The 18,270-nt window shown below is 72.5% G+C and carries 17 protein-coding genes and 1 pseudogene; 12 read left to right on the top strand and 6 right to left on the bottom strand.

The annotated features are described in order from the left end of the window. Window positions 1–13: 13 nt before the first annotated feature. Entirely contained in the window at window positions 14–3,829 is a 3,816-nt protein-coding gene (locus tag AB0F13_RS15270; RefSeq protein WP_362081012.1) for a BTAD domain-containing putative transcriptional regulator, read from the bottom strand. A gap of 125 nt (window positions 3,830–3,954) precedes the next feature. Between AB0F13_RS15270 and AB0F13_RS15265 the strand changes: the two genes are divergently transcribed. Then, window positions 3,955–4,764 (top strand): site-2 protease family protein, encoded by an 810-nt coding sequence (locus AB0F13_RS15265; protein WP_362081010.1) that lies wholly within the window; start codon window positions 3,955–3,957, stop codon window positions 4,762–4,764. A gap of 61 nt (window positions 4,765–4,825) precedes the next feature. On the opposite strand, the gene AB0F13_RS15260 is transcribed toward AB0F13_RS15265, so the two are convergent. Next, the gene (locus tag AB0F13_RS15260) at window positions 4,826–5,020 is read right to left on the bottom strand and encodes a hypothetical protein (RefSeq protein ID WP_362081007.1); all 195 of its coding nucleotides are present in this window, start codon (window positions 5,018–5,020) and stop codon (window positions 4,826–4,828) included. A gap of 92 nt (window positions 5,021–5,112) precedes the next feature. Further along, entirely contained in the window at window positions 5,113–5,826 is a 714-nt protein-coding gene (gene npdG, locus AB0F13_RS15255; protein WP_362081004.1) for an NADPH-dependent F420 reductase, read from the bottom strand. Between the two features lie 133 nt (window positions 5,827–5,959). Between npdG and AB0F13_RS15250 the strand changes: the two genes are divergently transcribed. Both AB0F13_RS15250 and AB0F13_RS15245 read left to right on the top strand, forming a co-directional pair. Continuing rightward, window positions 5,960–6,586 carry a hypothetical protein gene (locus AB0F13_RS15250; protein ID WP_362081001.1) on the top strand — a complete coding sequence of 209 codons (627 nt, stop codon included), beginning with the start codon at window positions 5,960–5,962 and terminating at the stop codon, window positions 6,584–6,586. A 76-nt stretch (window positions 6,587–6,662) separates the two neighbouring features. Next, a complete protein-coding gene (locus AB0F13_RS15245; protein ID WP_362080998.1) occupies window positions 6,663–7,976 on the top strand; it encodes an MFS transporter in 1,314 nt (437 codons plus the stop codon). Window positions 7,977–8,181: 205 nt separating this feature from the next. Here AB0F13_RS15245 and AB0F13_RS15240 read toward each other — a convergent pair whose 3' ends face one another. Continuing rightward, on the bottom strand, window positions 8,182–8,391 hold the full coding sequence (locus AB0F13_RS15240) for a hypothetical protein (protein WP_362080995.1): 210 nt from the start codon (window positions 8,389–8,391) through the stop codon (window positions 8,182–8,184). Between the two features lie 66 nt (window positions 8,392–8,457). Between AB0F13_RS15240 and map the strand changes: the two genes are divergently transcribed. The 7 genes and pseudogenes from map (at window position 8,458) to AB0F13_RS15205 (ending at window position 15,279) form a co-directional block, all read left to right on the top strand. After that, window positions 8,458–9,315: a type I methionyl aminopeptidase gene (gene map / locus AB0F13_RS15235; protein WP_362080992.1), complete on the top strand. Its 858-nt coding sequence runs from the start codon at window positions 8,458–8,460 to the stop codon at window positions 9,313–9,315. 146 nt (window positions 9,316–9,461) lie between these two features. After that, complete coding sequence (locus tag AB0F13_RS15230) at window positions 9,462–10,124, top strand: biliverdin-producing heme oxygenase (protein ID WP_362080989.1); 663 nt, start codon at window positions 9,462–9,464, stop codon at window positions 10,122–10,124. A 93-nt stretch (window positions 10,125–10,217) separates the two neighbouring features. Beyond that, window positions 10,218–10,756 (top strand): annotated as a pseudogene (locus AB0F13_RS15225) (ATP-binding cassette domain-containing protein). A 124-nt stretch (window positions 10,757–10,880) separates the two neighbouring features. Continuing rightward, on the top strand, window positions 10,881–12,017 hold the full coding sequence (gene efeO / locus AB0F13_RS15220; protein WP_362080986.1) for an iron uptake system protein EfeO: 1,137 nt from the start codon (window positions 10,881–10,883) through the stop codon (window positions 12,015–12,017). A gap of 71 nt (window positions 12,018–12,088) precedes the next feature. Beyond that, entirely contained in the window at window positions 12,089–13,381 is a 1,293-nt protein-coding gene (efeB, locus tag AB0F13_RS15215; RefSeq protein WP_362081585.1) for an iron uptake transporter deferrochelatase/peroxidase subunit, read from the top strand. Between the two features lie 31 nt (window positions 13,382–13,412). After that, window positions 13,413–14,390, top strand: a complete 978-nt coding sequence (efeU, locus tag AB0F13_RS15210) for an iron uptake transporter permease EfeU (RefSeq protein ID WP_362080984.1) — start codon at window positions 13,413–13,415, stop codon at window positions 14,388–14,390. Continuing rightward, on the top strand, window positions 14,377–15,279 hold the full coding sequence (locus AB0F13_RS15205; RefSeq protein ID WP_362080981.1) for a hypothetical protein: 903 nt from the start codon (window positions 14,377–14,379) through the stop codon (window positions 15,277–15,279). The genes efeU and AB0F13_RS15205 overlap by 14 nt, the downstream gene beginning before the upstream one ends. 77 nt (window positions 15,280–15,356) lie before the next feature. Here AB0F13_RS15205 and AB0F13_RS15200 read toward each other — a convergent pair whose 3' ends face one another. Next, window positions 15,357–16,085 (bottom strand): bifunctional DNA primase/polymerase, encoded by a 729-nt coding sequence (locus AB0F13_RS15200; RefSeq protein ID WP_362080978.1) that lies wholly within the window; start codon window positions 16,083–16,085, stop codon window positions 15,357–15,359. Window positions 16,086–16,215: 130 nt separating this feature from the next. Beyond that, window positions 16,216–16,818, bottom strand: coding sequence for a TetR/AcrR family transcriptional regulator (locus tag AB0F13_RS15195; RefSeq protein ID WP_362080975.1), 603 nt, complete (start codon window positions 16,816–16,818; stop codon window positions 16,216–16,218). A gap of 142 nt (window positions 16,819–16,960) precedes the next feature. Between AB0F13_RS15195 and AB0F13_RS15190 the strand changes: the two genes are divergently transcribed. Further along, entirely contained in the window at window positions 16,961–17,146 is a 186-nt protein-coding gene (locus AB0F13_RS15190; protein WP_362080972.1) for a DUF6243 family protein, read from the top strand. Between the two features lie 92 nt (window positions 17,147–17,238). Next, window positions 17,239–18,093, top strand: coding sequence for a dimethylargininase (ddaH, locus tag AB0F13_RS15185; RefSeq protein ID WP_362081582.1), 855 nt, complete (start codon window positions 17,239–17,241; stop codon window positions 18,091–18,093). Window positions 18,094–18,270: the final 177 nt, after the last annotated feature.

The raw sequence follows: 18,270 nt of genomic DNA, 5'->3' as shown, positions 1-18,270 counted from the left end.
CGCCGGGTGCGCGTCAGACGAGGGCGGTGGCCTCCCCCAGGGAGAGCCGGCCGCCCTCGGCGTACGCGTGCTCGTACGCCTGTGCGCTCAGCGCCGCCCGGATGCGGTCCTCCGTCCATTCGCGGAGATCACGCTCCATGGAGGGGACGTGGAAGCCCGGGGGTCGCAGCACGGTGGCGGCCCCCAGCAGCCGGGCCGCGGTCAGCGCGTGCGCCTCGCCGCCGAGCGCGGCGTAGGCCTGTGCGCCGTGCAACAGTTGCAGGGACATCATGTGCGGCGCGATCAGTCCCGCGAGCGGGTCTTCGCACTTCGCCAGGGCGTTCCGGACCTTCGGCAGCGCCTGCTCCGGATACCCCTGAAGGCTGTCGATCCAGGCGAGCAGCCCGCTGATCAGCCCCTGGAAGAGCGGTATGGCACGGCTACCGAAGTCCGCGGCGATCTCCTCGAAGGTCTCTCTCGCCTCGGCCAGCCGCCCCGAACGTCCGACCCGGATGCCGATCTGGAGGCGGATGAAGGTCGCGGCGTCGAGGCTGAGCCGCTCCACGCCCACGAGCGTCTCGCGCAGGCCGCGCTCGCCCTCCTCCGCGCCCATCCTGCCGTCCTCCATGAGCACCTCGATGAGGTGGGCCCGCAACATGGGCACCTGCCCGTTCGCGCCCAGCTCCTCGACGCGGTCGATGGCCTCCCGGTAGTCCTGCGCGGCAGCCGCGAACCTGCCGTACTTCTCCAGCGCCTCACCGCGGCCGGACAGCGCCTCGGCCACGCCCCAGGAGTCGCCGAGGCGCCGGAAGATCTCCACGCTCTCGTCGGCGTCCGCGATGCCCTGGTCGATGCGGCCCGGGCTGTCGTTGAGCAGCTTGGCCCGCAGCTGCAGGGCGTTGGCGAGCTCCCAGGTGTAACCGAGCTCGCGGCAACGGTCCACGGCGGTGTCACAGATGCCGGACATGTCGTCGACGGCGCCCGTCAGGAGGATCGCGTAGAACCACATCATGCCCGGTACACGGCAGTTCTGCGGCTGCCCGTCGCCGTAGGCGGCGACGATGCCCCGCAGTGTGCGCTGCACTTCGGGGGTGCCGAGCACCCTCATGTCGGATTCCGCGTTGGTGAGCGCTACCAGCCGTACGCCGCGCCGCGCCTCCTCCAGCACGTCCGGCTCCATCGGCGGCGGCGTCTCCGTGCACGCGACGTACAGCGGGCGGGCCGGTGTGATGGGCTCCGCGAACGGGTCGGGGCCCAGTGCGGCGGCGGCGTCCGCCCAGTGGAGGGCGTCGGCACGGTGGTCGCGCAGCTGCCAGAACCAGCTCAGCGACAGCACCAGGCACAGCGCCTCCTGCTCGTCCCGTGCCGCGACGGCGCGCCGCAGCGCGGAGCGCAGGTTGTCGTGCTCCAGCTCCAGCCGTTCCAGCCAGGCACGCTGCTCGGGGCCGCGCAGCAACGGGTCCGCGGTACGGGCCAGTTCGCGGTAGGCGACCAGGTGCCGCCGCTCCACGGTCGCCCGCTCACCGGCTTCGTCCAGGCGCTCGGCGGCGTACTCGCTCACGGTCTCCAGCAGCCGGTAGCGCATCTGGCCGTCGGCGGCGGGGGCCGCCACCACCAGCGACTTGTCGACCAGGGAGCCCAGTAGCGCGGCGATGTCCGCGCCGTCGACGCCGCCGCCCGCGCAGACCTCCTCGGCCAGGGGCAGGTCGCAGCCGCCCGAGAAGACGGACAGCCTGCGCAGCACGGCCCGTTCGGGCGCGGTCAGCAGGTCCCAGGACCAGTCGACGACCGCGCGCAGCGTCTGCTGGCGCGGCAGGACGGTACGGCTGCCGGACGTGAGCAGCCGGAAGCGGTCGTCGAGCCGGTCGGCGAGCCCGCGCGGGGTGAGCAGCCGCAGCCGGGCCGCCGCCAGCTCGATGGCGAGCGGCAGCCCGTCCAGGCGGCGGCAGATCTCGGCGCAGGCCGCGGGGTCGTCCTCCACCCGGAACCCGGGCCGGGCGGCCGCGCCCCGCTCGGCGAACAGCCGCAGCGCGACCGGGTCGGGCAGCGGCTCCACGGGGCGCACCAACTCGCCCGGCACGGCGAGCGGTTCGCGGCTCGTGGCGAGCACGCTGACGCCGGGGCAGTGCGCGAGCAGCGTCTCGGCGAGGAGGGCGGCGGCGTCGATCACGTGCTCGCAGTTGTCGAGCACGAGCAGCATCCGGCGGTGCGCGCAGTGCTCGGCGAGCCGCGCCAGCGGATCGAGCGCGGTCGCGTCGGCGACCGCCCGCAGCCCCTCCGCGGCGGTGCCGCGCACCACGGTCTCCCGCGCCCCCAGTGCCGTCAGCACCGCCTCGGGCACGGTGCCCTCGTCGTCCACGGGTGCCAGCTCAGCGAGCCACACCCCGTCGGGCCAGCCCCCGTCCGAGCCTGCCGCCGCTTCGGCGGCCTCCTGCGACAGCCGTGTCTTGCCGGCCCCGCCGGGCCCGAGCAACGTCACCAGCCGGTGCCGCGCCAGGTCCTCCCGGATCAGCACGAGCTCTTCCTCCCGCCCGACGAACGACGTCAGCCGCGCCCGCAGGTTGCCCCGCGGCGCGGGTGCGGACGCGCCGTACGGCGCGTCCGTGCCCCCACGGCCGCCGGGCGCGCCGTCGGCGCCTCCGCCGCCGGGCGCACCGGGCGCACCCGCGCCCGGCCCCGCCGACGCCCCCGGCCACCGCGCCTCGCCCGCCACCGCCGGTACGACGGAGGCGGGGACGCCCGACTCCGGTACGCCCCGGCCCGGGACACCCACCGCCGGGCCACCCGAGCCCGGGACATCCGCCGCCGGTACACCCGAGCCCGAGGCACCCGACTCCGGGCCACCCGAGCCCGAGGCACCCACCGCCGGTACACCCGAGCCCGAGGCACCCGACTCCGGGCCACCCGAGCCCGGGACACCCACCGCCGGTACACCCGAGCCTGGGCCACCCGAGCCCGGGACACCCACCGCCGGTACGCCCGAGCCCGGGACACCCGTCTCCGGGCCATCGCCCGACGAACCACCAGGCAACGCCCCCGGCGCCGCTCCCGACCCGGAGCCGCCATCCCCCGAGCCGCCCGCCACCGCCGGTACACCTGCCGCCGAGCCGTCGTCCGGCAGCGGGGGCGGGGGCGGGGAGAGCAGTTCCTCGTGGAGGGCGCGGAGTTCCGGGCCGGGGTCGGTGCCGAGGAGGTCCGCTATGGCGCGGCGGACGTCCGCGTAGGCGGCGAGGGCCTCGGAGGGGCGGCCGGCCGCGCGCAGGGCGCGGAGGTGGAGCGCCTGGAGGGGCTCGTCGAGGGGGTGGGACGCGCAGAGCTCGGCCAGCGCGGGCAGGGCCCGGGCCGCATGGCCCATGGCCACCTCCGCGGCCAGGCGCGAGCGGCGGGCGGCGAGATGCCGCCGCTCCAGGCGGAGGGCCGGTGCGGCACGGCCCGGCAGATCCGCCAGGGCCGGACCGCGCCAGAGGGCGAGCGCGTCGTCGAGGACGACCGCGGCCTTCGCCGGGTCCCCTTCGGCGAGGGCCCGCTCCCCCTCGTCGGCGAGGCGCTCGAAGCGGTGCAGGTCCACGTCGTCGGGCTCGGCGCACAGCCGGTAGCCGCCGGCGGCCGAGGCCACCGCGTCGCGGCCGACGGCCCGCCGCAGCCGCCCGACGAGCGCCTGCAGGGCGCCCACCGCGTCGGCGGGCGGCGTGCCGTCCCAGACTTCGTCGATCAGCGCATCGGCAGTACGGAGCCGCCCCGGGTGCAGTGCCAGCGCCGCCAGGAGCGCGCGCAGCCGGGTGCCGCCGAGGGTCAGGGGAAGACCGTCGCCGGTGTGGACCTGGGTGGTGCCGAGGATGCCGTAACGCACCGCCCCATTCTCCCCCGCCCCGCACCGGGCGCTACGACATATCGTTCGCGACCGAGTACCGTCGCCCGGTACATCCGCGCGCCCCGGCCATTCCCGGCGGCCTCACCCCCCAGGAGCACTCAGACATGGCAACCCAAGCGGCCCGCGGCGAAGGGCGCGTGAGCCCGGTCTTCCTCGCCCTCGTCGCCATCATGGCGGTCTCCATATGGGCGGTGTGGACCGGCTTCTCGACAAGCCCCGGCTTCGCCGTGTTCCTGTTCGTGGTCTCGGCGTGGATCGTCTCGCTCTGCCTCCATGAGTACGCGCACGCGCGCACCGCCCTGCACGGCGGTGACATCACCGTCGGGGCGAAGGGCTACCTCACCCTCGACCCGCTCAAGTACACCCACGCCCTGCTGAGCATCGTGCTCCCCGTGATCTTCGTGATCATGGGCGGCATCGGCCTGCCGGGCGGCGCGGTCTTCATCGAGCAGCACCGCATCCGCAGCCGCTGGAAGCAGAGCCTGGTGTCGGCGGCGGGCCCGCTGTCCAACCTCGCGTTCGCGGGCATCGTCAGCGCCCCGTTCTGGCTGGGCCTGATGGACGGCGTGCCGGACAACTTCCGCTACGCGCTCGGCTTCGTGGTCCTGCTCGAGGTCACCGCGACGATCCTCAACGCCCTGCCGATCCCGGGCCTCGACGGCTTCGGCGTGATCGAGCCCTGGCTGTCGTACAACGTGCGCCGCCAGCTGGCGCCGTACGCGTGGATCGGCCTGCTGGCGGTCTTCGGCTTCCTGCAGATCACCGCGGTGAACCACGCCTTCTTCGACATGATCGACGCGATCCTGCGCGCCCTGGGCGTCACCGAGTGGGACACCTACTGGGGCCAGCAGCTGTTCCGCTTCTGGGAGGGGACGCCGGAGATCCCGCCGCTGGACTCCATCGGTCTCGGCTGACCCGTCCCGGCTGCCCCGTCCCGGCCGACCGGCCACAGCTGACCGGCCACGGCCGGCGGCTTCAGCCGGCGGCCGTGCCCTGCTCGGCGGCACGGTCGTTCTTCGCCTTGCGCATGTAGTACCAGGCGATGTTCGACGCGACGCCGAAGAGCAGGATCCACACGACGCCGAGCCAGCTGCCCCGCGCGAAGGAGACGACGGCCGCCGCGACCGCGAGGGCGCAGACGGCGAAGGCGTAAAGGGCGAGGCGGGGCATGGGAGCGGCTCCTGTCCGGCGTCCGGGGGCGCATGTGCGTACGATCCCGGTCATTGTCCCCCACGCCCCGGCCTCCGGCGGACGCCGGCCGGTCAGACGTCGGTGACGCGCAGCCCGGCGTGCGCCTTGTAGCGGCGGTTCACGGAGATCAGGTTGGCCACCAGCGACTCCACCTGGTGGGCGTTGCGCAGCCGGCCCGCGAAGACTCCGCGCATGCCGGGGATGCGGCCGGCCAGCGCCTGCACGATGTCGGTGTCGGCCCGCTTCTCGCCCAGCACCATCACGTCGGTGTCGATCTCGTCGATCTCCGGGTCGGACAGCAGCACGGCGGACAGGTGGTGGAAGGCGGCGGTCACCCGGGAGCCGGGCAGCAGGGCGGCGGCCTGCTGGGCGGCGCTGCCCTCCTCCGGCTTGAGGGCGTAGGCGCCCTGCTTGTCGAAGCCGAGCGGATTGACGCAGTCGATGACGAGCTTGCCCGCCAGCTCCTCGCGCAGCGCCTCAAGGGTCTTTGCGTGGCCGTCCCAGGGCACGGCGACGATCACGATGTCGCTGCGCCGCGCGCACCCGGCGTTGTCGAGTCCCTCGATGCCCAGGCCCAGCTCGTCCGCCGCGGCCTGCGCCCGCTCGGCGGCGCGCGAGCCGATGATGACCCGCTGGCCGGCCTTGGCCAGCCGGTAGGCGAGGCCGCGCCCCTGGTCGCCGGTGCCGCCGAGCACGCCCACCACCAGGCCGGAAACGTCGGGAAGGTCCCAAGGGTCCTTTACCGGGGCCTTCTTCACGTCCTTGGCGTCATCAGAAGTAGTCATGACAGCGATACTGTCACGCCCCTGCCGCACCCGGCGGCCCGGTGCTCCCGGCACAGCCGCACCTGGCGCCCGAACGGGTGAGCTGCCCGGCAACTCCGCGTTCGGCTGGGACGGTTGGGGCAGGATGCGGCGCATGGACGCCGTACGGGTCGCGCTGCTGCGCGAAGCACTGGCCGGGACCGAGTGGCTGCAGGCCACCCGCCGCTTCGCGGGCGCGCTGCGGACCTCGGTCGAAGCGCACGGCGGTGGGCTGCTCCTCGTCGGGACGGCGGAGTACGAGCCCTGGCACCTGGCCGCGCACCTGGACGACGAGGCCGCCTGGTCAGGACTGCCGGAACTGTCCCCCACGCTCGTGCGGCACCGGGTGCCGCCCGGCGCGCCCGCGCATCTGTCGGTCGGGCTCGGCCGCCTGGAGGCGGCCCGGCGCGGGGAGACGCTGCTGGTGGTGGCGGAGGGCCGGCCCGGGGAGGGGCTGCTGGAGCGGGTGCACGACGCCCGGCGCGGCGGAGCGACCGTCCTCGCGTTGGACGGCTGCCCCCCGGCCCCCGGCCCGCGCTCCGACCTGCACTCGCTCGCGCACGACGCGCTGACCGTGCCGGGCGCGGCCGAGCTCGACCTGGACACCGTCCAGCACCTGGTCAGCGCCGCCGCCGGCGAGAACGGCCGGCCGGCGCCGCCCGGGCGCCGCTTCCGCGACCGCCTCTCGCGGCTCGCCGACCAGCTGACCGGGGCGGGGCTCCCGCCCGCGAACCGCTGGTGAGCCGGGGGCCGCCGCCCGCCCGCCGCCCGGAAATTCGTTTGCCTGTACGCGGCAGGGGCCCGGACCATGGTGCCCCGTGACCGAGCACCATCCTCCTCCCGAGTCCCGTACGGGCCGCCTGCGCGCTCTGCTGCCCGACCTGTCCCCCTGGCACTCCTCCCCCGACTTCCGCCGCATGTGGATCGCCGGTCTCGTGACGGTCTTCGGCAGCTTCCTGACCTTCGTCGCGGTGCCGCTGCAGCTCAAGGAGCTGACCGGTTCGGCCCTCGCGGTCGGCGCGGTCGGCGCGGTGGAGCTCGTCCCGCTGATCGCCTTCGGCCTGTACGGCGGTGCCCTCGCCGACGCGCTCGACCGCCGCAAGCTGATCCTGTGGACCGAGGCCGGGCTCGGCGTCCTGAGCGGCATGCTGCTGCTCAACACGCTGCTGCCGCATCCGATGATCTGGCCGCTGTACGTGGTGGCCGCTCTGGTCAGCGCCCTGACCGGCCTGCAGCGCCCGGCGCTGCAGGCGATCGTGCCGCGGATCGTCCCCCATGAGCAGCTGCCCGCCGCGATCGCGCTCAACTCGATGCGCTGGCAGATCGGGGCCATCGCGGGCCCCTCGCTGGCGGGTGTGGTCATCGCCTTCGCCGGGCTGCCGTGGGCGTACTCCCTGGACGTCGTCTCGTTCGCGGTCTCCGTGGCCCTCGCCATGGGCCTGGCCCCCTCCCCCGCCTCGCACGACGCGCAGAAGCCGTCGCTGCGCGGCATCCTGGAGGGCGCCCGCTACGCGTGGAGCCGCAAGGAACTGCTCGGTACGTACGCGGTCGACCTGGCCGCGATGTTCTTCGCCTACCCCACCGCGATCTTCCCGTTCCTCGCCGACGACCTGGACGCCTCCTGGGCGCTGGGCCTGATGTACGGGGCGGGCGCGGTCGGCTCGCTGGTGGTGAGCCTGACCAGCGGCTGGGTCTCCCGCATCCACCGGCACGGCCGCATGGTGGTGCTGGCGGCGGCGGGCTGGGGCCTGGCCATGGCGGTGGCGGGCTGGCTGCACAACATCTGGCTGGTGCTGCTGTTCCTGGCCGTCGCCGGCGGCTGCGACATGGTGAGCGGACTCTTCCGCTCGGCCATGTGGGACCAGACGATCCCCGACGAGCTGCGCGGCCGGCTCGCGGGCATCGAGCTGCTCTCGTACTCGGTCGGCCCCCAGCTGGGCCAGGTCCGCGCGGGCGGCATGGCCTCGCTGACCAACGTCCGCGCCTCGGTGTGGACGGGCGGCCTGGCGTGCGTGGCCTCGGTGGGGCTGCTGGCCCTCTCGCTGCCGAAGCTGATGTCCTACGACGAGCGGACGGATGAGCACGCGGTGCGGATGCGCGCTTCGCGCGCGCGGGTGGCCGAGGCGGCGTAGGCACCGCCGGGCAGGTGGGCGGCGGCTCGGCGCCGTCGCGGCGGGGAGTCTTTCCCCAGCCCCGCCCGTTCCCGAAACCGGGGGCATGCCCCCGGCCCCCGGGGGTCCGGGGCCCAGCCCCCGGGAAACGGCGAAAGGGCGGGACCGGGCCCCCACCGCGACGGCGCTCAGCCACCGCCAACGCACCTGGCGGTACCGAACCCGCTCAGCCCTCGTCCTTCCAGCGCGGATCCTCCCGCCACTCCTCGTCCCGCTCACGCGCCGTCTCCATCGCATGCGCCGCGTCCTGCCGCGTCACATACGGGCCCATTCGGTCAGCGGCCCGGCACTCGGGGCCCTCCTCGACCGTGCCGTGCTTGAGGCAGTAGTACCACTCGCCGGGCTTGCCGGCCGTGCGCCGCTTGAACAGTGCCATCAGGTCTCCTCCAGCGTGTGTGCTCGCCCACATGCTCCCCGATGGACGCTGGCTACACTCGCTGACATGTCTGGCCAGTCGCTTCTTGCCCCGGGGACGCTCTCCCCCGCCCGCCCCGTCCCCGCCTCGATCCCGCGGCCCGAGTACGTCGGGAAGGACGCCCCCACCCCCTACTCCGGCCCCGAGGTCCAGGACGCCGGGACGATCGAGAAGATGCGGATCGCGGGCGGCATCGCCGCGCGGGCGATGGAGGAGGCGGCCAAGCACATCGCTCCGGGCGTCACCACGGACGAGCTGGACCGCGTCGCGCACGAGTACATGTGCGACCACGGCGCCTATCCCTCCACGCTCGGCTACCGCGGTTTCCCCAAGTCGCTGTGCGCCTCCGTCAATGAGGTCATCTGCCACGGCATCCCGGACTCGACCGTGCTGCGCGACGGCGACATCGTCAACCTCGACGTGACCGCCTACATCGGCGGCGTGCACGGCGACAACAACGCCACCTACCTCTGCGGCGACGTCGACGAGGAGTCGCGGCTGCTCGTCGAGCGGACCCGCGAGGCGCTGAACCGGGCGATCAAGGCGGTCAGGCCCGGGCGCCGCATCAACATCATCGGCCGGGTCATCGAGTCGTACGCCAAGCGATTCGGTTACGGCGTCGTCCGCGACTTCACCGGTCACGGCATCAACTCCTCCTTCCACTCCGGCCTGATCGTCCCCCACTACGACAGCCCGCACCACGACACGCTCATCCAGCCCGGCATGACGTTCACGATCGAGCCGATGCTGACGCTGGGGACGTACGAGTACGACATGTGGCAGGACGGCTGGACGGTCGTCACCAAGGACCGTAAGCGGACGGCGCAGTTCGAGCACACGCTCGTCGTGACCGGGACGGGTGCGGAGATCCTGACGCTGCCGTAGGGTTTTACCGACAACGCGTCGGGAAGCAATTGACTTAGGTAAGCCTAAGTCGGAAGGACGGTGGTGGCGGCGCGCCCTGGCCACCCGTTACCGCCCGTCTCTCCGCTTTTGCTTCTTCCCGTCCCCACGGTCACCGGAGGTCCGCCTTGGACGCGCCCGCCACGACTCCGTTCTCCACGCTGATCCGCACCGCCTCGCACGAGCAGCACACGGAAGCCGAGAACTCGTCGTTCATGAGCGACATGCTCGGCGGCCGGCTCGGGGTCGCGGCCTACCGCCGCTACACCGAGCAGCTCTGGTTCGTCTACGACGCCCTGGAGTCCGCCTCCGAGGCCCTCTCCGCCGACCGCGTCGCGGGCCCGTTCATACGTCCGGAACTGGCCCGGGCAGCCCAGTTGGAGCGGGACCTGGCCCACCTCGGCGGCCCGGACTGGCGGGCGGGCCTGGAGCCGCTGCCCGCGACGGCGGCCTATGCGGCCCGCGTCGCGGAGTGCGCCCGCGACTGGCCCGCCGGCTACGTCGCCCACCACTACACGCGCTATCTCGGCGACCTCTCCGGCGGCCAGATCATCCGGGGCACCGCCGAGAAGACCTGGGGCTTCGCCCGCAAGGGCGACGGCGTGCGCTTCTACGTCTTCGAGGGCATCGGCAATCCGGCCGCCTTCAAGCGCGAGTACCGCGAGCTGCTGGACGCGCTGCCGGTCGACGACCTGGAGAAGCAGCGGGTGATCGACGAGTGCAGGCGCGCGTTCGCGCTGAACACCGCCGTATTCCAGGAGCTCGGACAGGAGTTCCCGCTCAGCGCGTAGCCGCCGAGCGCCCGCGGCCCCCCGGGTGACCGCACCCGGGGGGCGCGGGCCGTTTCCGGGGCAGGGCGTCAGCCCCCGGCCGGCCGGCGGCGGGTGGCGCGGCGGTCGGCGGCTCCGCCGTCCCCAGCTGCGCCCGGCACCTTCCGTCCCTCCCCCGTCGGTTCCTTCCGGGCCGAGGTGCGCGCGCTAGGCGTACGACTCGGCGGGCGGACCGTCCCTGCCGGGGTCGATCCGCGCGTCGCCGCGGGCGAAGTCGTGGCGCTCGCCGGCCGAACGGGCCGGGACGTCCACGCTCCTCGCCGCGCTCACCCGCGATCTGCCCGCCGACTCCGGCAAGGCGATCGTCGGCGACCTTCCAGCCGGCGCCTGGAAGGCGGGTGAACTCGCCCTGGGCCGTGCCGTGCTACCGCAGTCGGCCGAGCTGTCGTTCCGTTCACGGTCGAGGAGGCCGTACGGATGGGCCGCGCACCCTGGGCCGGATCCGGATCGCGGCCGGCGGTCCGCCCGCCCGGGACCATGTGCCCGGATTGCTGAACTGTGTCTATTTCCAGCCGATCGATGTAATTGATCATCCGCGGACCGGAGAACCATTGGTGATCCCGAGACGGAAGCGACGAGATTTTGCCTCGTGAGAGCAGAATCACGCTTCGGACGGGGAACAAGGTAGGCAAGGCTCAGATAAGTTAGGGCGGCCTAATTCGGCCACGCCGATTCGGCCACGTCCCCTTCCGCTCTCCGAGCAAGCTGGAGCCCTGCATGCGAGTCCTCCGCTCCTCCGCCGTTACCGCCGTCGCGGCAGCCGCGGCCCTGACCACCGTGTCCGGCTGCGCCGAGAAGTCGGACAGCAAGAGCTCGGACGCCATCAAGGTCACCGCTTCCGACGACAAGTGCAAGGTCTCCACCTCCTCCATCGAGGCCGGGCACGTAAAGATCAACGTGACGAACAAGGGCTCCAAGGTCACCGAGGTCTACGTCTATGCCACGGGCGACCGCATTGTGGCCGAGCGGGAGAACATAGGCCCCGGAACCAAGGCCGAGATCGTCGCGACGATCAAGAAGGCCGGCTCCTATGAAATCGCCTGCAAGCCCGGAATGAAGGGCGACGGCATCCGCCAGAAGATCACCGTGACCGGCGGTGACAAGCAGGAGAAGAGCAACCCGGAGCTGGACAAGGCGGTCGCCGAGTACCGCAGGTACGTGCAGCAGCAGGCCGACGAGACGATCCCGGCAGCGCAGAAGTTCGCCGACGCGGTCAAGAGCGGCGACGTGGACGAGGCGAAGAAGCTCTACGCCGTCTCCCGCATCGGCTGGGAGCGCACCGAGCCGGTGGCGGAGTCCTTCGGTGACATCGACCCGAAGGTCGACGTCCGCGAGGACGGCGTGGAGAAGGACCAGAAGTGGACCGGCTGGCACAAGCTGGAGAAGTCCCTCTGGGAGGGCAAGAAGATCGACGAGGACGACAAGAAGCTGGCCGACCAGCTGATGACCGACCTCAAGGACTGGCAGAAGCGCGTCGGCACCGCCGAGATCACCCCGACCAGCATGGCCAACGGCGCCAAGGAGCTGCTCGACGAGGTGGCCACCGGCAAGGTCACCGGTGAGGAGGAGCGCTACAGCCACACCGACCTCGTCGACTTCAACGGCAACGTCGAGGGTGCCCAGAAGTCCTACGAACTGCTGAAGCCCGTCGCCGGCAAGAGCGATCCCGAGCTCGTCAAGGAGCTGGACAAGCAGTTCGGTGACCTGAAGAAGCTGCTCGACGGCTACCGCGACGGCGACGGCTTCAAGATCTACGACGACAGCATCGGCAAGGACGACCGCAAGAAGCTCTCCGACGCCGTCAACGCCCTGGCCGAGCCGCTGTCCAAGCTCGCCGGCGCGGTCGCGAAGTAGCAGGGGGACGGACTTCTCTCATGGCTGACGACATACGCGGGAACGCGACGGACAAGACGGACGTGACGGGCATGACCGACGTGACAGGCGTGACTGGCGTGACGGACAAGGCGGACGAGTCGGCGAAGGCCGTCCCCTCCCGCCGCTCCGTGATCGGCTGGGGCGGCGCCGGGCTGGCGCTCGGTGCCGCGGCGGCCGGCGGCACCGCCGTCGCCCTGCGCACCGGCAACGACACCGCACCGGCCGCCTCGGCCGGTGACGCGGTGCCCTTCCACGGCCACCACCAGGCCGGCATCGCCACGGCCGTCCAGGACCGGCTGCACTTCGCGGCGTTCGACGTGACCACGTCCGACCGCGCCGCGCTGATCAAGGTGCTGCAGGAGTGGACGGCCGCCGCCGCGCGGATGACGGCCGGGCAGGAGGTCGGCGAGGGCGCGTTCGGCGGCCAGGAGGAGTTGCCGCCGGACGACACCGGCGAGGCGCTGGGCCTCAAGCCGTCGCGGCTGACCCTGACCTTCGGCGTGGGCCCGGGCCTGTTCGAGAAGGACGGCAAGGACCGCTTCGGGCTGAAGTCCCGGCGGCCCCAGGCCCTGGTGGACCTGCCGGCCTTCCCCGGCGACAACCTCGACGCGGCCCGCAGCGGCGGCGACCTGTGCGTGCAGGCCTGCGCCGACGACCCGCAGGTCGCGGTGCACGCGATCCGCAACCTGGCCCGTATCGGCATGGGCAAGGTCGCCATCCGCTGGTCGCAGCTGGGCTTCGGCAAGACGTCCTCGACGACGCCGGACGCGCAGACCCCGCGCAACATGATGGGCTTCAAGGACGGCACCCGGAACGTCTCGGGCACCGACAGGACCGCCCTCGACAAGCACGTGTGGGTGAGCGGGAAGGACGGGCCCGACTGGATGACCGGCGGCTCGTACCTGGTCGCCCGCCGGATCCGGATGCACATCGAGACCTGGGACCGCACCTCGCTCGGGGAGCAGGAGGACATCTTCGGCCGGAACAAGGCCGAGGGCGCCCCGGTCGGCAAGCAGAAGGAGCGGGACGAGCCCCTGCTCAAGGCGATGAAGCCGGACTCCCACGTCCGTCTCGCCCACCCCGACAGCAACAGCGGCGCGACGATCCTGCGCCGCGGCTACTCCTTCACGGACGGCACGGACGGGCTGGGCCGGCTGGACGCGGGCCTGTTCTTCATCGCCTACCAGCGGGACGTACGGGACGCCTTCATTCCGCTGCAGACGAACCTGGCGCGCAACGACGCGCTGAACGAGTACATCCAGCACGTGGGTTCGGCGGTCTTCGCCGTGCCGCCGGGCGTCCGGGACTCCGGCGACTGGTGGGGCAAGGCCCTGTTCGCGTGACCGGCGGACGTTTCACGGAAGGGGAGGCCGCGTGTTCGGCAACTATCTGATCGGCCTGCGCGAGGGCCTGGAGGCCAGCCTGGTCGTCTGCATCCTCGTCGCGTATCTGGTGAAGACCGGCCGCAGGGACGCCCTGCCGCCGGTCTGGCTGGGCATCGGCGTGGCCGTGTTGCTGAGCATGGGCTTCGGTGCGCTGCTGCAGTTCGGCTCGCAGAGCATGACCTTCGAGGCGCAGGAGATGCTCGGCGGCTCGCTGTCGCTCATCGCCGTGGGCCTGGTGACGTGGATGGTCTTCTGGATGCGGCGCACCGCGCGGCATCTGAAGAGCGAGCTGCACGGCAAGCTCGACGCGGCGCTCGCGATGGGCACGGGCGCGCTGGTCGTCACGGCGTTCCTGGCCGTGGGCCGGGAGGGCCTGGAGACCGCGCTGTTCATCTGGGCGGCGGCGGACGCCACCGACGACGGCGTACGGCCGCTGGTCGGGGCGCTGCTGGGGCTGCTGACGGCGGTTCTGCTGGGCTGGCTGTTCTACCGGGGCGCGCTGAAGATCAACCTGGCGAAGTTCTTCACCTGGACCGGCGGCATGCTGATCGTGGTCGCGGCGGGCGTGCTCGCGTACGGCTTCCACGACCTGCAGGAGGCCGACGTCCTGCCGGGCCTGCACAGCAGGGCCTTCGACATCAGCGAGCAAATCCCGGCCGACAGCTGGTACGGCACGCTGCTGAAGGGCATCTTCAATTTCCAGGCCGATCCGACGTGGCTGCAGGTCGCGGTGTGGTCCCTGTATCTGGTCCCCACCCTGGTGCTGTTCTTCGCGCCGGGCAGGGCGGGTAGGGTTGCGCCGTCCCGAGCCGTCACCAAGGAGTCGAAGCGCGATGAGACGCCGGTCGCCACGTCGAGTGTTCCCGGCTCTGGCAGCAGCTCTGACGGTGACGTCGCTGCTGACGGCGACGGGGTGCGTGACGGTGCACGGCGAACGGGCGGTCATCCCGTCGGTGAGCAGGGCTGAGGCCCCCAAGGTCCTCCAGCGGTTCACCGACGGCTACAACATCGCGTACCGCACGCTCGACCCGGCCGCGCTGGACCGGGTCGAGACCGGTGCGCTGGCGGAGATAGGCCGGGCCGACCTGGGTGCCCAGCGCACCGTGACGCCGGGCGGCAACCCCGGCTATCCGGCGCTCGCGCTGGAGGACGCCCGTTTCACGATCCCCAAGATGGCGGGCTGGCCGAAGTTCTTCGTCGCCGACACCCGCAGCAACCGGGACCGGCACCGCTGGGTCCTGGTGTTCACGCGCGCCGGTGCGAAGGAGCCCTGGAAGGCGGCCTACCTCTCGCTGCTGGGCGAGGGGAAGATGCCCAAGTTCGCCGTCGGCGAGGACGGTTACGCCGAGGCCGTGCGGGCCGTCGGCAAGGACACCCCCGACGCCAGGGGCCCGGGCCCCGGCTCGGGCCTCATGGCCGACCCGGGCGTCCTGAGCGGCTCGTACACGGAGTATCTGCGCACCGGCGAGGGCAAGGTCTTCGCTCCGGGCGGGTCGACCACACAGCTGCGGGCGGAGCGCGCCAAGCTGGCGCGGACAGCCACCTTCTGGAGCGAGTACATCGACACGCCCGAGAAGGCCCCGGGCTTCCCCCCGCTGGCGTTGCGCACCGGCGACGGCGGTGCGCTGGTCTTCTTCACCGCCCACCACCGGGAGCGGCGCACGATGGTCAAGGGGGTGCGCCCGGAGGTCACCGATCCGCGGACGAAGGCGCTGCTGCAGGGCGAGCTGAAGCAGGCGGTGACCTACACGCGGATCTCGGAGTCGGCGGTGCAGGTCCCGGCGAGGGCGGCCGACGGCGGCCGGGTGGTCTTCCTCAACCGGATCGAGTCGCTGACCGCCGCGCGGGGCGAGTAGCGGCGGCCCCCCAGGAGGGGGCTGCGGCAGCCCGCGAGACCGGACGGACCCTCGCGCGCCTCGTACCCGGCTCGTGGTCAGCGGCCGATGGGCCAGGGGTGGGCCGGCTCGTGGTCCTGGCGTTCGCCCGCGTACTGGGCGCAGGCGTCGGTGAGGGTCTCCAGCAGGGTCAGCGGGTCGGGCAGCTGGCGCTCGGGGCCGAGGAGCCAGGCGACGCCCTCGTCACCGGGGAGCAGCGAGGGCGGCAGCAGGACGTAGCTGCCGCGGCAGTGCCAGCGCAGCCCCGGATGCTCGTCCATCGTCTCGGGATGGCAGTCCAGCTCGCACGGCCACCATTCGTCCTCGTCGTCCGGGGTGCCGCGGGTGGCGGTGAAGAACAGCATGCGGTCGGGGGCGACGGTGGCGACCGGGCCGACGTCGACGCCGGCCTTCGTCAGCCGGTCCAGGGCCTGCCGGCCGGCGTCGGCGGGCACGTCGAGGACGTCGTGGACGATGCCGGTGGCGGTGACGAAATTGGCCTCCGGCTGGCCGCGCAGCCATTTGGTGACCTTCTCGGCGTCGGTCGTGGCGAGGGTCTGCCAGGCGAAGGAGACGGGGTGGCGGCCGGGCGTGGGACAGCCGATGCGTTCGCAGGAACAGCCGTACCCGGAGGGATGTGCGGCGGGGGCCAGCGGGAAGCCCGCGGCGGCCGCGGCCAGGAGCAGCTCCTCACGGGCGGCGGCTGTCGCCGCTCCCGTCCCCGTATCGCCGCCCGCTCCGCTCCTGGGGCGGCGCAGCCATTGGGAGAACCTGCTCTTGCGTTCCATCTATCCCCTCACTTCGACCGCGGTCTCCGGTCAATGCTGCCACCATCCTGCTCCCGGTGTGACCGCCGAACGCATCCGGGGGGTGTGAGACCGGCCGCGTCGGCGACCCATGGAACGGGGGACGGCGGTCTCAGCGGGGGGCGATGCCGCGCAGGACCTGCTCGACGAGAGTGTCGGTGAACTCGTACGTGAGCGGGCCCGAGCGCATGAGCCAGCGCTGGGCGAAGGGGCTGACGATCGTCTCGGCGGCGATCCGCAGATCGGTGTCCGCGGCGATGTGGCCTGCCTCCCGGGCGCGGTGCAGCCGGTTGACGTAGGCCTGGACGCCCGTGTCCTGCAGCCGGGTCACGAACTGCCGGGACAGCTCGGGGTCGTTCGCCCCGGCGATCGCGAGCGCACGGTAGGGGGCCTCGAACTTGGGGTCGTTGAATTCGTCGACGGTCGCGCGCAGGACGGCCTTGAGGTCGGCCTCCAGGTCGCCGGTGTCGGGCAGCTCGACCGCCCCGCCCTCGGCGTCCGCCGCGTCCGCGGTGAACGCGTCGAGCAGCACGGCGGCCTTCGACGGCCACCAGCGGTAGATCGTCTGCTTGCCCACGCCCGCCCGGGCCGCGATGCCTTCGATGGTGAGCTTGTCGAACCCCACCTCACCGACGAGTTCGAGGGCGGCGTCGAAGATCGCGCGGCGGGAGCGCTCGCTGCGGCGGGTGGCATCGGGGGTCCTGGGGGTGGCCATGCGGGACAGCCTATCGAGCCTCGGAGGCGAAACGTATCGTCTCCAAAGAGGTTGACAAGACGAAACGTCTCGTTCAGAGTGAGGGGTGTTGCGAGACGTACCGTCTCGCTTAAATGAGACGCAAACGAGAGGAGAACCCCCCATGAGCCGGGGTAATTCAGGCAACATGCTGGGCGTCGGCGGCACCCGCAGCAACCTCTCCCGCAAGGCCCTGCGCGGCGGCGGCCGGGGCGGCCGGGGAACCGGGGCCGGTACGGACTCGAACGCGCAGAAGCGGGAGCTGCTGCGGTCCCTGCGGGAGGGGCGGGCCGGCCGCGGCGATGCGTAGGACGCACCTCGGCGGGGCGCGTGTAAACCACCCGTACGGTTCATGCGCGAAGGTCGCCGAGCGTGGACTATTTGGGCACGCACGCCAACGACGTGCGTGCCCAACGCCACCGTGAGGAGCGCGACTTGCGTACTGCCCCGCGTGCATCCACCCCTCGCCGCTATCTGATGTGCCCGCCCGCGTACTTCCGGGTGACGTACTCGATCAACCCCTGGATGGACCCGGGCAAGCCGGTCGACCTGCCGCTCGCCCTCACGCAGTGGGAGGACCTCCGCGACCGCTACCGCGCCCTCGGACACACGGTCGAGGAGCTGACGCCCCGCCCGGACCTGCCCGACATGGTCTATGCCGCCAACGGCGCCACGGTCGTCGACGGCCGCGTCCTCGGCGCCCGCTTCGCCCACCCCGAGCGCTGGGCCGAGGCGGGGGTCCACCTGGAGTGGTTCCGCACGCACGGCTATGCGGAGGTGCGCGAACCGGAGCACATCAACGAGGGCGAGGGCGACTTCGCCGTCACCGCCTCCTGGCTGCTGGCCGGCCGCGGCTTCCGCAGCAGCCCGCTCTCCCACCCGGAGGCGCAGGAGTTCTTCGGCCGCCCGGTGATCGGCCTGGACCTGGTCGACCCGCGCTACTACCACCTGGACACGGCCCTGTCCGTCCTCGACGGGAGCGAGGACGACGTCATGTACTACCCGGGCGCCTTCTCGCCCGGAAGCCGGGCGGTCCTGCGAAGGCTCTTCCCCGAGGCGCTGATCGCCACCGAGGAGGACGCGGCAGCGCTCGGCCTCAACGCGGTGTGCGACGGGCGGCACGTGCTGCTCCCGCAGGCCGCGGTGGGGCTCTTCGAGCCGCTGCGGGAGAGGGGCTACGAGCCGGTCGGAATGGACCTCGGCGAGCTGCTCAAGGGGGGCGGCAGCGTGAAGTGCTGCACGCAGGAACTGCGCTGACCATGCCTTTGTCCTCAAACGCCGGACGGGCTGCTGTGCTCTGTCCTCAAACGCCGGACGGGCTGCTGTGCTCTGCCCTCAAACGCCGGACGGGCTGAATATTCAGCCCGTCCGGGGGCACCTCCCAGCGGTAGCTGGGGGAGCTTGAGGACCGGGGTCCGGGGCGGAGCCCCGGTT

Origin of the sequence: Streptomyces sp. NPDC026206 (assembly GCF_040638465.1) — a bacterium.
In the GTDB taxonomy this organism is placed as follows: Bacteria; Actinomycetota; Actinomycetes; order Streptomycetales; family Streptomycetaceae; genus Streptomyces.
The sequence above is the reverse complement of the archived record's forward strand: the minus strand, read 5'-3'. Positions and strand labels throughout refer to the sequence as shown.

Bases quoted from the DNA above. Each gene is read 5' to 3' on its own strand.
- AB0F13_RS15240 (WP_362080995.1), bottom strand. From the start codon at position 8,391: ATGGCACTGTTCAAGCGGCGCACGGCCGGCAAGCCCGGCGAGTGGTAC.
- AB0F13_RS15200 (WP_362080978.1), bottom strand. From the start codon at position 16,085: ATGGAACGCAAGAGCAGGTTCTCCCAATGGCTGCGCCGCCCCAGGAGC.
- AB0F13_RS15190 (WP_362080972.1), top strand. From the start codon at position 16,961: ATGAGCCGGGGTAATTCAGGCAACATGCTGGGCGTCGGCGGCACCCGC.
- AB0F13_RS15265 (WP_362081010.1), top strand. From the start codon at position 3,955: ATGGCAACCCAAGCGGCCCGCGGCGAAGGGCGCGTGAGCCCGGTCTTC.
- AB0F13_RS15195 (WP_362080975.1), bottom strand. From the start codon at position 16,818: ATGGCCACCCCCAGGACCCCCGATGCCACCCGCCGCAGCGAGCGCTCC.
- efeB (WP_362081585.1), top strand. From the start codon at position 12,089: ATGACCGACGTGACAGGCGTGACTGGCGTGACGGACAAGGCGGACGAG.
- AB0F13_RS15260 (WP_362081007.1), bottom strand. From the start codon at position 5,020: ATGCCCCGCCTCGCCCTTTACGCCTTCGCCGTCTGCGCCCTCGCGGTC.
- efeO (WP_362080986.1), top strand. From the start codon at position 10,881: ATGCGAGTCCTCCGCTCCTCCGCCGTTACCGCCGTCGCGGCAGCCGCG.
- map (WP_362080992.1), top strand. From the start codon at position 8,458: ATGTCTGGCCAGTCGCTTCTTGCCCCGGGGACGCTCTCCCCCGCCCGC.
- AB0F13_RS15250 (WP_362081001.1), top strand. From the start codon at position 5,960: ATGGACGCCGTACGGGTCGCGCTGCTGCGCGAAGCACTGGCCGGGACC.
- npdG (WP_362081004.1), bottom strand. From the start codon at position 5,826: ATGACTACTTCTGATGACGCCAAGGACGTGAAGAAGGCCCCGGTAAAG.